Annotated in this window: 14 protein-coding genes; 5 read left to right on the forward strand and 9 right to left on the reverse strand. The window is 66.6% G+C overall.

All coding sequences use genetic code 11. The features are described from left to right. Positions 1-43 precede the first annotated feature (43 nt). The 5 genes from AL072_RS09290 to AL072_RS09310 form a co-directional block, all read right to left on the reverse strand. Complete coding sequence (locus AL072_RS09290) at positions 44-1,729, reverse strand: methyl-accepting chemotaxis protein (RefSeq protein WP_045582357.1); 1,686 nt, start codon at positions 1,727-1,729, stop codon at positions 44-46. A gap of 322 nt (positions 1,730-2,051) precedes the next feature. Then, complete coding sequence (locus tag AL072_RS09295) at positions 2,052-2,513, reverse strand: GNAT family N-acetyltransferase (RefSeq protein WP_045580569.1); 462 nt, start codon at positions 2,511-2,513, stop codon at positions 2,052-2,054. Between the two features lie 153 nt (positions 2,514-2,666). Further along, the gene (locus tag AL072_RS09300; RefSeq protein ID WP_045580568.1) at positions 2,667-3,077 is read right to left on the reverse strand and encodes a hypothetical protein; all 411 of its coding nucleotides are present in this window, start codon (positions 3,075-3,077) and stop codon (positions 2,667-2,669) included. Positions 3,078-3,100: 23 nt separating this feature from the next. Further along, a complete protein-coding gene (locus tag AL072_RS09305) occupies positions 3,101-3,526 on the reverse strand; it encodes a hypothetical protein (protein WP_045580567.1) in 426 nt (141 codons plus the stop codon). A 115-nt stretch (positions 3,527-3,641) separates the two neighbouring features. Continuing rightward, positions 3,642-4,154, reverse strand: a complete 513-nt coding sequence (locus AL072_RS09310; protein WP_045580566.1) for a YciE/YciF ferroxidase family protein — start codon at positions 4,152-4,154, stop codon at positions 3,642-3,644. 135 nt (positions 4,155-4,289) lie between these two features. Here AL072_RS09310 and AL072_RS09315 point away from each other — a divergent pair, with 135 nt between their 5' ends. Next, entirely contained in the window at positions 4,290-4,505 is a 216-nt protein-coding gene (locus AL072_RS09315; protein ID WP_045580565.1) for a DUF6898 family protein, read from the forward strand. Between the two features lie 393 nt (positions 4,506-4,898). After that, positions 4,899-5,339, forward strand: coding sequence for a hypothetical protein (locus AL072_RS09320; protein ID WP_045580564.1), 441 nt, complete (start codon positions 4,899-4,901; stop codon positions 5,337-5,339). Positions 5,340-5,503: 164 nt separating this feature from the next. Here the strand turns inward: AL072_RS09320 and AL072_RS09325 are convergent, their stop codons facing one another. Continuing rightward, complete coding sequence (locus tag AL072_RS09325) at positions 5,504-5,947, reverse strand: Ros/MucR family transcriptional regulator (RefSeq protein WP_045580563.1); 444 nt, start codon at positions 5,945-5,947, stop codon at positions 5,504-5,506. Between the two features lie 575 nt (positions 5,948-6,522). Between AL072_RS09325 and rpiB the strand changes: the two genes are divergently transcribed. From rpiB to nrdR, 3 genes are all read left to right on the forward strand, one after another. Next, on the forward strand, positions 6,523-6,960 hold the full coding sequence (gene rpiB, locus AL072_RS09330; RefSeq protein WP_045580562.1) for a ribose 5-phosphate isomerase B: 438 nt from the start codon (positions 6,523-6,525) through the stop codon (positions 6,958-6,960). Positions 6,961-7,122: 162 nt separating this feature from the next. Next, positions 7,123-8,424 carry a serine hydroxymethyltransferase gene (gene glyA, locus AL072_RS09335; protein WP_045582356.1) on the forward strand — a complete coding sequence of 434 codons (1,302 nt, stop codon included), beginning with the start codon at positions 7,123-7,125 and terminating at the stop codon, positions 8,422-8,424. Positions 8,425-8,458: 34 nt separating this feature from the next. Continuing rightward, entirely contained in the window at positions 8,459-8,926 is a 468-nt protein-coding gene (gene nrdR, locus AL072_RS09340; RefSeq protein WP_045580561.1) for a transcriptional regulator NrdR, read from the forward strand. Positions 8,927-9,094: 168 nt separating this feature from the next. Here the strand turns inward: nrdR and AL072_RS09345 are convergent, their stop codons facing one another. From AL072_RS09345 to thiL, 3 genes are all read right to left on the reverse strand, one after another. Then, the gene (locus tag AL072_RS09345) at positions 9,095-11,197 is read right to left on the reverse strand and encodes a sodium-translocating pyrophosphatase (RefSeq protein ID WP_045580560.1); all 2,103 of its coding nucleotides are present in this window, start codon (positions 11,195-11,197) and stop codon (positions 9,095-9,097) included. A 244-nt stretch (positions 11,198-11,441) separates the two neighbouring features. After that, entirely contained in the window at positions 11,442-11,897 is a 456-nt protein-coding gene (locus AL072_RS09350; RefSeq protein WP_045580559.1) for a hypothetical protein, read from the reverse strand. 101 nt (positions 11,898-11,998) lie between these two features. Beyond that, positions 11,999-13,006, reverse strand: a complete 1,008-nt coding sequence (gene thiL, locus AL072_RS09355) for a thiamine-phosphate kinase (RefSeq protein WP_045580558.1) — start codon at positions 13,004-13,006, stop codon at positions 11,999-12,001. Positions 13,007-13,034: the final 28 nt, after the last annotated feature.

The raw sequence follows: 13,034 nt of genomic DNA on the forward strand, positions 1-13,034 counted from the left end.
GCGAGGGGGGCATCGCCGCGATGTCCCCCCGAAAAAGCAACCGTCACGCGGCCTTCACACCGTCGAGGAAGCTCTCGACCTCCCGGCGCAGGCGGGCGGATTCGGTGCTCAAATGATCGGCCACGGAGCGGACCTCTCCGGCGGCACGGCCGGTGTCGCCGGCGGCACGGGTGACGCCGACGATGGTGCCGGTCACCTGCTGGGTGCCCTGCGCCGCCTCCTGGACGTTGCGGCTGATTTCCTGGGTCGCCGCGCTCTGCTGTTCGACCGCGGACGCGATGGTCGCTGAGATCTGGCTGATTTCGGTGATGATGCGGCCGATCTCGCCGATGGCGGCAACGGCCTCGCGGGTGGCTCCCTGGATGGCGGCGATCTGGCCGGTGATGCCCTCGGTCGCCTTGGCGGTCTGGTTGGCGAGGCTCTTCACCTCGCTGGCGACGACGGCGAATCCCTTGCCTGCTTCGCCGGCTCGGGCGGCCTCGATGGTGGCGTTCAGGGCCAGCAGGTTGGTCTGGGCGGCGATGTCGTTGATGAGCTCGACCACTTCGCCGATCTTCTGCGCCCCATCGGCAAGGCTTGAGACGACGTCGCTGGCCCGGTTCGCCCCGCTGACCGCCTGTTCGGCGACGCGTGTCGACTGGTTGACCTGACGGCCGATCTCGGCGATCGAACTGGAGAGTTCCTCCGCGGCGGCGGCGACGGTCTGGACGTTGGCGGACGCCTGTTCGGCGGCCGACGCCACGGTGGTGCTCTGGCGGTTGGTCTCGTCCGCGGTGGCGTTCAGCGTGCCGGCCGACTGCTGCATCTGCATCGCCGCGCCCGACAGGCTCTGTACCACGGTGGTGACGTTGCCTTCGAAGGCACGCATCAACTCTTCCAGGCGGGCGGCGCGGCGTGTCTTCGCCTGCTCCTCGGCGCGCTGGATGGCGGTCAGGCGATCGGCCTCGATGGCATTGCGCTTGAAGACGTCGACGGCGTCGGCCATGGCGCCGATCTCGTCCCTGCGGCCGACGCCGGGAACCTCGATCGACCTGTCGCCGCCGGCCAGCCGGCCCATCGCGGTGGTCATGGCGAGGATCGGCGCCGCGATGGCTCCGCGCAGCAGCAGGCCGGCGGTGGCGGCGACCAGGAGGGACAGCAGGGTGCCGACGACGGCGGTGGTGTAGCCGGTGGAAAAGGCGGTCTTCTGTTCCGCGTTGCGCAGCGACAGCAACGCGCGTTCGGTCTCCTCTATCTGCACGACCAGCGTCCGGATACCGTCCATCGAGGACTTGCCGTGCGCCTTTGCTTCCATCATGCGGGCTTCCTCGCGCGTTTCCGCCTTCGCCATCAGGGCGATTTCCTTTTCAGCGACGGTCTGGCGCCAAGTTACGGCATGCCCGCGCAACTGCTCCAACCGCGCCTGCTGCTGCGGATTGTCGGCGGTCAGCGCCTTTACCTCGGCCAGAGCCCGGTCGAACGCCTGACCGCCCCGGCGATAGGGTTCGAGGAAGGCCTCGTCGCCGCTGACCAGATAGCCGCGCAACCCGGTTTCCTGGTCGATCATCGCGGCCATCGCCGCGTCGGTGGTCTGGAGCACGCGATATGTGTGCAGCGTCCAGCCGATGGAGCTTTGGATCGAGGACAAGGTGGCATAATTGCCGACACTGATCGCACCGGTGATGACGATCAGCGCGGCAAAGGCCGTCAGCAGCTTCCCGCCGATTCGAAGGTTGGTGAACCAGGACATCTTGATGCGCCTCATGTGACCGGATGGACTTGACGTTCGCGCGGACTATCGCCCCGCTCGGAGGTAGCGGTCGAAAAGGTCAGGGACTGACCCGATCGGACACCACTTCAGATACGGTGGCGAAATCGATTTCGATCATCGAAAATTCCGCTTATGTCGAAATCCACTGCCTGTGACATAAGGAATAGAACAATCCGCGGGGGTCGCCCCAATGGAAGCCGCGGATCAGGCCAATCGTAAGCGGACTTACCGCTTGCAGAATGACGCTATGCAAGCGACGGCATGTCGTTTCAGCTTGGATGCTTGAGAGATTTTCCAGAAATCAGCGGCGCAGCCGCATGTCGATATGAGGAATTCCGAAGTCGTCATAGATCTCGCTATCCCGCAGGAAGCCGAAGCCGCCGTAGAAGCGCTCCAGGTACAGTTGTGCGCCGATGACGACGTCGCGGCCGGGCCAGGCGTCGGCCAGCACGGCCAGGGAGTCGGCGACCAGCGCCCGTCCCAGCCCGGTGGCGCGCTGCGACGGATCGACCGCCAGCCGGCCGAAGGACACCGGGGCATCGGGAGCGTCGCCGTCCGGGGCGAGGCAGCGGGCGCAGCCGACGACGGCTCCGGTCCCGTCCGTGGCGATCAGGTGCAGCGCTCCGGGATCGCGGCCGTCGATGTCCGGATAGGGGGAGGATTGCTCCACCACGAACACGCGGCTGCGCAAGGCCAGCAACTGGTAGAGTTCGCGAAGGGTCAGCGCATCGAACGGACGGCGGCGGATCGGCAGGACGGGCATGCGGCACCGTTGGGTGGAGGTTCTGCGGCAGGGTAGGATCAGAAGGGCAGGGCGCCCGGCGGGGATGGAGCGGGATGCCCGAGGCCGACGCCGACAACGCCGCGGCTCCGTTTCGACACGGAGCGGACAGGACGCCGCCCTATCGGGCTGCTGTCAGGCGATTGCGTTGCGGATCATGTAGTCGGCGATGTCCTTCGGCTTGGCCTTGACGTCGGTCAGCGGCTCGTCGGCCGTCATCGCCTTGGCGACCAGCAACGCGTTCTGCACATTGGTCAGCGTGATGCGGAACACGCCGGCGGCCCCCTTCAGACGGGGGTAATAGGTTGGATCGATCACCTTCTCCCGCCGGGTGAGCCGGGCGACCGCGGTCTCCTCGTCCAGCCCCTCGACCTCCTTGGACTGGACCAGTTTCCAATCGGTCTCGCCGCCCCAGCCGGCGGCGATCGCGGCCTTGGCCTCCGCCTCGTCCCCGGCGACGGCCAGCTTGAAGATGTGCTTGCCCTGCCCGACGTCGGATGCCCATTTGGTCAGGGCGGCGCTGCGCGCGACATAGACGAGTGCCATGGCGTCCGATCCTTGATCCAGGCCTATTGCAGCGACGACTGGCGCGCGATCGGCGTGATCAGGATGCGGGTGACGACATCCTTACCGAACATGGCGATCACCGATTCGCCGATGCGGCGGCGCAGCGCCGGGACGTTGGCGATGTTGCCGCGGACGATCCACCCCTCGTCGATGCCGGTGTAGATGGCAGTCAGGATGGCGTCGTGCAGGCGGGGAATGCTGAGTTGCACCTCGCCCAGCCGCAGGGCGTCGCCGATCTCCAGGTTCACTTCGACCTGGGTGTATTTCTCGATCCGGCCGCCATTCACCACCGGCACCATCAGCGGTTTGATGCGCACCGACGGCGGCAGGGCGCCCGGCGCCCCTTCCGATGCGGTGGCGGGATGGAGTGCCGCCGCCGAAAGCATCAGGAGCAGGGCGAGAATCGGGGCAGGCAGAAAGCCGCGCATGGCAAGACACCGCAAAGGACCGGAAGGATGGAGACTACCGGTCCGATGCGGCGGTTGCAACCGCGCCCTGGGACGTCAGGCGGCCCAGGGGCGTCAAGTCAGGGTTTGCCGCAGGTCAGGCGGCCTTCTTGCCGCCGGCAGCCAGCGCCTTCTTGTTGACGTCGCCGATGGCGAGCTTGTTCAGCAGCGTATCGGTATCCTTTTCCTCCTGCAGCGTCTCGTCCAGCAGTTGGGCGACCCTGTCGAGGCCGCAGGCGGTGGCGTAGGCGTGCAGCGTGCCGTAGCTGGCGATCTCGTAATGCTCCACCTTCTGGGCGGCGGCGATCAGGGCGGCATCCTGCACCTCGGGTGCCAGCCCCATCTCCAGGATTTCCTGGGCCTCGCTGATCAGCCCTTCCATCGCGTCGCAATGCTTGCCGCGGGCCCGGGTGTCCAGCTCCTCGAAAATCTGCTGCAGCCGCTCGATCTGACCATTGGTCTGTTCCAGATGGGCTTCGAACGCCTGGCGCAGCTGGTCGGATTTGGCTGCCTTCGCCATTTTGGGCAGGGCCTTCGCGATCTGCTTCTCGGCGTGGTAGATGTCGCGAAGATCCTCGATCAGCAGATCCTGCATCGTCTTGGCGGCCATGGGTGTGGTCCTTCATCGCTGTGGATATTTGCGGAGCGGGGCTCCGGCGCGCCGACTTGGCAGCGTGGACAACAGGAACGATGGCCGGGTGTTGCGGTCTCGAACGGAATTGGCCTTCGGGCAAAGGAGGGGCATATGACGGCGGCAGGCGGGGATGGCGAGGTCCTGTTCGAGTTCCTGCGGGTGGGCAGCTACCTGAAGGTGGTTGCCATCGACGCCAAGACCGGCGTGGAGGTGACGGTGGCCGGTCCCGCGACCGGCAGCCTGGAGTTGTTGAAGCGCACTGCAATCAACAAGCTGCGCTTCGTGCAGAGCAAGCCCGGACCGGGCAAGCCGGCGCCGGGCAGATAGGGAGCGGGCGGCGGGCGTTGACTGCGTCCGGTACAGCTTTGTTTGGCGATCGGATTCACGCTTCAAATCGATGCCGACTTTATGCGATCCGATCTAAGAAAACGCGCCGTCGGGCGGAGCCCGGCGGCGCGGATCGAAGTCTGGCTTTTGCTGATGGTGAGCGCCGGCATGCCCACGCCGACGGTGGAGGCCGGGTGTTACTGCCCAGTGGCCGAACCGCCGGTCGTAGAGCGAACCGCTCGCCCCGGACAGTAGACCTATGCCTGCCCGTTGACACTGGCGCAGGGGGTGTAACGCTTGTAGAACCGCCCTTCGCTGAACGGACGGCGCTTATGAAGGGCGCTTGTCCGGCGCCGTTCGGCCGGAAGAACGAAACAGCGGAGGATCGAGGCGATGGTTCGTGTGACGGCTTTCCTGCGGGTGTCGGTGATGTCGGTGGCGCTGGCCGCAACCCTGCTGGCATCCCAGGTGGCCTTCCGGCCGGCCTCCGCCGCCAATCAGACGTCGCAGAACCATGCGGCGCCGGCCCATGCCGGTGGCGGGCGGCCGGGCGACAAGCAGACTGCCCCGGCGAACGCCGTCGAAACCCAGCCGGCCGCAACGGTTGCGGGGTGCCTGAAGCCGGGCGTGCCGTTGTGCATGGACGATCCGTCCACCTTTCTCAGCGCCGACAGGATGTCGTCCTGCCAGGGCGAGGTGAAGGACTATGTCGACAAGTCGATGGCCTACCTGACCTGCCTGAATGACGAGAATATGGCGACCGGGCGGGAGTTGGGCCGCAATGTCGACCGCTTCAACTGCCGCCTTTCCGGCCGCAAGGGCTGCGCCAACTGAGGCAGCCGGTCAAAGGGGCGGGAGGCTTCGTAGAAGCGATTCCGCCTTCAATCGGTCCGATGCAAGTTACTGGCATCCAGTCCGGCTCGGTCGGCTGGGCCGGACACGCGAGCGGGCCGCGTTCCCAGGGGAACCGGCCCGCGTTGCATACGGACGATGCGGAGTCAGCCGGCCTTGCGGCGGGTCTGGCGGCCGGAACTGCGGCCCAGGCCGATGCGCTTGGCGAATTCCGAACGCTGAGCGGCATAATTCGGTGCGACCATCGGATAATCGGGCGGAAGTCCCCAGCGGACCCGATATTCGTCCGGCGACATGTTGTAGGTCGAGCGGAGGTGCCGTTTCAGCATCTTCAGCTTCTTACCGTCTTCCAGGCAGACGATGTATTCCGGCGTGACCGACTTTCGAATCGGAACTGCAGGCTTCAGCGGCTCCGCCGCGATTTCACGCGGCTGACCATTCAGGCCCGTCAGCGACGAATAGACCGTATTGATCACGTCGGGGATTTGCTGAGCAGGCAATACGTTCTTGCTGACATACGCCGATACGATGTCGGCGGTCATCCGCAGCAGCGCATTGTCCGGTACATCGGCGCGAAGCTGGTCGCTCATTGCACTGTGTCCTGGTTTTTCATTTGTCCGTAGGAACCAAGTTGCATACCGTGATTTGGGTGTCAATATAAATTCGGCAATCGGCAAATTAGTTGCTCTTGTCGATCAGAACAAAGGAATACGGCATAAATCAGCCTTCGCTGAAAACCGTCCGCCGGTTGTGGCTGTGCCGCGCCTTTAAGGGCAGTCTAGTAAGCGCCGGCTTTGGATTTTCCGCCGATCCCGGTGCGGCAATTGGCCAACTGCCTCGCCCTATAACGAATCGGCTATCTCCCTTGTTTGACCGGCTCGACAACGAAGAGGTGAAATCCGTGTCTAAACTTTCGTGGCGTCGGGGGCAGTGGCGGTGATGGAAGCAAGGGCGGGGGCTGCGGCATCTGGGCGCCGGGAGGGGATGAGCGCAATCGGCCCGGGGGGGCACCCCTGTTCCCGGCCCCGTCATTCCCAACATTGCCATGCATCCATGTCATGGTGTGGCAGTGGCGGTTCGCATCGACATCTGGTAGGGTTCGGGCGTCTTTCGCCGCAGCATCCGTTACCGTATCCGTACCGCACGCACCGGAGTTTCCGCCGTCATGACCGTCCGCACCGTAGCGCTCGCCTCCGACCACGCCGGCTATGAGCTGAAGGCTCAGATCGCCGGGCAACTTGAAGGTGCCGGCTACACCGTCCTCGATCTCGGTACCGACGGTCCGGCCTCGGTGGATTACCCGGACTTCGCCGCGGCGCTGGCCGTCGCCGTCACCGACGGCCGGGCGCAGCGCGGCGTGCTGATCTGCGGCAGCGGCATCGGCATCAGCATCGCCGCCAACCGCCATCCCGGCATCCGCGCCGCGCTTGTCCACGACGTCACGACCGCGCGCCTGTCGCGTGAGCACAACGACGCCAACGTGATCGCGCTGGGCGCTCGCATCGTCGGTCCGGAGATCGCCAAGGACTGCGTCGAGGTCTTCCTGAAGGCCGGCTTCGAAGGTGGCGAACGCCACAGCCGCCGTATCGCCAAGATGGGCTGACGCCCATTCATGCCGGGATGGGCCGACGCCCGTCCGCAAACCTGACGAACTCGGCCGCAAGGCCCGCAACCGGGGCGCGAAAGATCCCGGTACGACCCGTTTGGAGCGACCTGTCCGATGCTTCCCGGACCGCTTCATGCCTTCGATGAGGAACCTCCCGCCATGACCACCACCAACGCCGCCGAGATCGGCCGCTTCTTCGCCGCCTCGCTCGCCGAGACCGATCCCGAACTGGCCCGCGCGGTGCGCGACGAGCTGGTGCGCCAGCAGGAGCAGATCGAACTGATCGCGTCCGAGAACATCGTCTCGCAGGCGGTGCTGGAGGCGCAGGGCTCCGTCCTCACCAACAAGTATGCCGAAGGCTATCCGGGCAAGCGTTACTATGGCGGCTGCGAGTTCGTCGACGTCGCCGAGACGCTGGCGATCGAGCGCGCCTGCAAGCTGTTCGGCTGCGACTTCGCCAACGTGCAGCCCAACTCCGGCTCCCAGGCCAACCAGGCGGTGATGCTGGCCCTGCTGCAGCCGGGCGACTGCGTGCTCGGCATGTCGCTGGCCGCCGGCGGCCACCTGACCCATGGTGCCGCGCCCAACATGTCGGGCAAGTGGTTCAAGGCGGTCCAGTACGGCGTGCGCAAGGACGACCATCTGATCGACTTCGATCAGGTCGAGGCGCTGGCGCGCGAACACAAGCCGAAGCTGATCATCGCTGGCGGCTCCGCCTATCCGCGCGTGCTCGACTATGAGCGCTTCCGCGCCATCGCGGACGAGGTCGGCGCCTATTTCATGGTGGACATCGCCCACTATGCCGGCCTGATCGCCGGCGGCGTCTACCCGAACCCCTTCCCCTATGCCGACGTCGCAACCACCACCACCCACAAGACGCTGCGCGGCCCGCGCGGCGGCATGGTGCTGACCAACCGGGAAGACATCGCCAAGAAGATCAACTCGGCGGTGTTCCCCGGCCTGCAGGGCGGCCCGCTGATGCATGTCATCGCCGCCAAGGCCGTCGCCTTCGCCGAGGCGCTGCGTCCGGAGTTCAAGACCTACGCCCAGGCGGTGGTCGACAACGCCCAGGTGCTGGCGAAGACGCTGATCGACGGCGGGCTCGACATCGTGTCGGGCGGCACCGACAGCCACATCGTGCTGGTCGACCTGCGGCCGAAGAACCTGACCGGCAAGGCGGCGGAAGCCAGCCTGGAGCATGCCGGCATGACCTGCAACAAGAACGGCGTGCCGTTCGATCCGCAGAAGCCGATGATCACCTCGGGCGTCCGTCTGGGCAGCCCGGCAGCGACCACCCGCGGTTTTGGCGTCGCCGAGTTCAAACAGGTCGGCGAGATGATCGTGGAGACGCTGGACGGGCTGGCCGCCAGCAACTCCGGCGACAACACGGCCGTCGAGGCCGCGATGCGCGAACGTGTCCGCGGCCTGTGCCGTCAGTTCCCGATCTACCCGACACTGTAATCGCCCACGCTGTAATCCACGGGGAAACCACGAGATGCGCTGCCCGTTCTGCGGAAACGAGGACACCCAGGTCAAGGACTCGCGCCCGACGGAGGACAACTCGGCGATCCGCCGGCGGCGCTTCTGCCCGAGTTGCAGCGCCCGCTTCACCACCTTCGAACGCGTTCAACTGCGCGAGCTGACGGTGGTGAAGAGCAACGGCCAGCGCGAACCCTTCGACCGCGAGAAGCTGTTGCGGTCGATGCGGATCGCGCTGCGCAAGCGCCCGATCGATGGCGACCGCATCGACCGGGTGGTGAACAGCCTGGTCCGCCAGCTCGAATCCTCCGGCGAGAGCGAGATTCCGTCGAAGCAGATCGGCGAGAAGATCATGGAGGCTCTGCAGACCCTGGATCAGGTCGCGTATATCCGCTACGCCTCGGTGTACAAGGACTTCCGCGAAGCCTCGGACTTCAACGAGTTCGTGGAGCAGCTGGCTCCGGAGGCCTCGCCGGGGGTGTGAGTTCCTTTGGGTGCGGGTGTTTGCCCCCTCCCTAACCCTCCCCCTCTCCCGCGGGAGAGGGGACTGCCGCCACCCTTCCGAACAAGCGCCCCAACCCTCTCCCGCGCAGCGGGAGAGGGTTGGGGAGGGGGCAGCCGCTGAAGTCGCTATCCCCCCCTCCCCAACACTTCACCCGTACTGCGCCAGGATCGCCAGCAGCAGGATCGCCACGATGTTGGTGATCTTGATCATCGGGTTCACCGCCGGGCCGGCGGTGTCCTTGTAGGGGTCGCCGACGGTGTCGCCGGTCACTGCCGCCTTGTGGGCGTCGGACCCCTTGCCGCCGTGGTTGCCCTCCTCGATGTATTTCTTGGCATTGTCCCAGGCGCCGCCGCCTGACGTCATCGAGATGGCGACGAAGATGCCGGTGACGATGGTGCCGAGCAGCATGGCGCCGAGCGCGGCGAAGCCGGCGGCCTGTCCGCCGATGGCGGCGATGACCATGTACAGCACCACCGGGGCCAGCACCGGCAGCAGGGACGGTATGATCATCTCCTTGATCGCGGCCCGGGTCAGCATGTCGACGGCACGGCCGTAGTCCGGCTTGGCGGTTCCCTCCATGATGCCGGGGATCTCGCGGAACTGGCGCCGCACCTCGACCACCACCGATCCGGCGGCACGGCCGACCGCGGTCATGCCCATGGCGCCGAACAGGTAGGGCAGCAGCCCGCCCACCAGCAGCCCGACCACGACATAGGGGTCGTTCAGCCGGAACTCGACAGGAACGTTCGGGAAGTAATGGCCGAGATCCTGGACATAGGCCGCGAACAGCACCAGCGCCGCCAGCCCGGCCGACCCGATGGCATAGCCCTTGGTCACCGCCTTGGTGGTGTTGCCGACGGCGTCCAGCGCATCGGTGGTGACGCGGATGTTGGCGGGCATGTCCGCCATCTCGGCGATGCCGCCGGCATTGTCGGTGACCGGCCCATAGGCGTCGAGCGCGACCACCATGCCGGCCAGCGCCAGCATCGTCGTCGCGGCGATGCCGATGCCGAAGACGCCGGCCTGGCCATGGGCGATCAGGATGCCGGCACAGATCACGATCACCGGCAGGGCGGTCGATTCCATCGACACCGCCAGCCCCTGGATGACGTTGGTGCCGTGTCCGGTCTCCGACGCCTTGGCGACGCTGCGCACCGGCCGGAAGGCGGTCGAGGTGTAGTATTCGGTGATCCAGACCAGCAGGCCGGTGACGCCCAGCCCGACCAGGGCGGAGACGATCAGGTTGAAGCCGTTGATCGCCGTGCCGTCGGCCATGACGATGGCGCGGGTGAAGCCGAACAGGATCGCGGTGACGATCAGGATCAGCACCAGCGACAGGCCGGCTGCCACCGCCAGCCCCTTGTAGAGCGCCTTCATGATGGCGTTGTCGGCGCCCAGCTTCACCGCGAAGGTGCCGGCGACCGACGCCAGGATGCAGACCGCGCCGATCAGCAGCGGATAGACCAGCATCAGCCGCAAAACCCCGCCGGAAAAGAAAATCGCCGCCAACAGCATGGTGGCGACGATGGTGACGGCGTAGGTTTCGAACAAGTCGGCGGCCATGCCGGCACAGTCGCCGACATTGTCGCCGACATTGTCGGCGATGACCGCCGGGTTGCGCGGGTCGTCCTCCGGAATGCCGGCCTCGACCTTGCCGACGAGGTCGGCACCGACGTCGGCCCCCTTGGTGAAGATGCCGCCGCCCAGCCGGGCGAAGATGGAGATCAGCGAGGCACCGAAGCTGAGCGCGACCAGCGCCTCCAGCACGGTGCGCACCTCCACCGGGTCGTTGACGCGGTAGATCAGGGTCAGGACGCCGAAATAGCCGCCGACTCCAAGCAGCCCCAGCCCGACCACCAGCATGCCGGTGATGGCGCCCGACTTGAAGGCGATGTCCAGCGCCGGCGCCAGCCCACGGGTCGCGGCCTCCGCGGTACGGACGTTGGCGCGGACCGAAACGTTCATGCCGATATAGCCGGCGCTGCCCGACAGCACGGCGCCGATCAGGAAGCCCAGCGCGACCGGAAAGCCGAGAGTCGCCCACAGGATGACCAGCAGCACGGATCCGGCGATGGCGATTGTGGTGTATTGGCGGTTCAGATAGGCACGCGCCCCCTCCTGCACCGCGGCGGCGATGGCCTGCATCCGTTCGGATCCCGGCGATGCGGCCATGACTTCTTTTCCGGTGCGAAAACCGTAGGCCAGCGCAAGCAGGCCGGCGGCGATGATGACGATGAACGCTAAAGCCATCGCATCCCCCGTTTGATTTTAAGGTCGCGCCCCGGAAAGGCTGTCTCCCGATGTCTGCGAAGAGAGGGAGTAGTCGGGCGCAAGTATTGTCGGAAAAAGCATGCCCCCCGCGGCAGCGCTTTGCAACCGCCGCACCGTCAATGGCAGCGCGGCGAAATGGCCAGGGGAGGTACTGACCTTTGTCGGTACCACCGCGCTTCTGCACTGCACAATGGGTGCCGAATGCGTGTGGGTGGAGAAGCGTTCAGAGATTGCGCTGTGTAACCGCCTGGACAAGAACGTCCTGCACTGCGTCCTTGCCAACGATTTTGCCGGCGGCTTCCACCAATTTGGCCTTTACGGCAGGAATATTGACCAATGCCCCTTTCAGGATCGACTGGTCGGCGATGCCGCCATAGAGCGCGGTCAGAAAGGCGTCGGTCAGGCGCGGCTGGTTGGCCTGGACCATCGGTTGCTTTTCCAGAACCACCTCGACCGCCACCACGACGGTCACGAATTGCTCGACTCGGGACGGGCCGATCATCGGCACCACCAGCGGCGGCAGCCGGACGAATGCGGTGGGCGGCTTGGGCGGCGGTTCGACCTTCTTCGGTTCGTCCTGCCGGTCGACATAGTATTTCTGATAGGCGAACCAGCCGCCGACGCTGGCGCCGCCCAGCAGCACGATGCCCAGCACGAGCACGATCAGGGCCTTGACCACCGCAGCACACCTTCGCAAAACACCAAGCCGCACCCTGCGACGCGGATGCTTTCCATTGTCTTAAGGCGTCATAGGGGCCAGTGGCAAAGGCGCAAGCGGGGTCAGAAATGGTCCCAGCCGCGACGGGTCAGCGGCAGGGCGGCGCCCGTGCCGTCGAGGACGGTGACGGTGCCGGCCTCCCCAGGGAGGAGCGAGCCGATCTCGGTGATGGCGACGCCGCCAGCGGCCGACAGGGCGGCGAGGGCGTCCCGCGCCGATTCGGGCGCGCTGAACAGCAGTTCGTAATCGTCGCCACCGGTGATCGCCAGCGCCAGCCGGGCCGGATCGCCGTCAATGGCCCCGCGGGCGGCGTCCGACAGCGGCACCGCCTCGGCCTGCAGGAGGGCGGCGCAGCCCGACTCCTCGCACAGATGGCCCAGATCGGCGACCAGCCCGTCCGACACGTCGAGTGCGCCGCCGGCCAGCCCGATCAGGCGGGGGCCGATGCCGGTGCGCGGGTCCGGCCGGCGCAGGCGGCGCAACAGATGGCCGCTGGCTTCCTCGTCCGGCAGGTCGAGCCGGCCATAGGCGATCTCGAGCCCCAGCGCGGCGTCGCCGATGGTTCCGGTGACGAAGACCCGGTCGCCCGGTCGCCCGCCCCAGCGCGGCAGGGCCCGGCCTGCCGGCACCAGCCCGAAGGCGGTCACCGACAGGGTGACCGGACCCGTGGTCGAGACCGAATCGCCCCCGGCCAGCGCGATCCCGAACTGTTGCTGATCCGCGCCCAGGCCGGCGGCGAACGCCTCCAGCCAGGAGTCCGGCAGCCCGCGAGGCAGGGCGGTCACCAGCGTGTAGGCCAGCGGCTCCGCCCCCATGGCGGCGAGGTCGGACAGGTTGCTGCGCATCAGCTTGGCGGCGATGTCGCCGGGCGCGTCGTCGGGGAAGAAATGGACGCCTGCGACCATGGCGTCGGTGGTGACCACCAGTTCCCGCCCCTCCGGCACGCCGAACACGGCGGCATCGTCCCGCAGGCCGCGGGCCCCGGCGAAACCGGCGGCGAGCGGCTTGAAGAAGCGGGTGATGCGGCCGAACTCGCCGCTGGTGTTGGCCATGGTCTTGGGCGTGCTCATGGTGGGGACGCCTGTTGCTCCTCTCCCG

Origin of the sequence: Azospirillum thiophilum (assembly GCF_001305595.1) — a bacterium.
In the GTDB taxonomy this organism is placed as follows: domain Bacteria; phylum Pseudomonadota; class Alphaproteobacteria; order Azospirillales; family Azospirillaceae; genus Azospirillum; species Azospirillum thiophilum.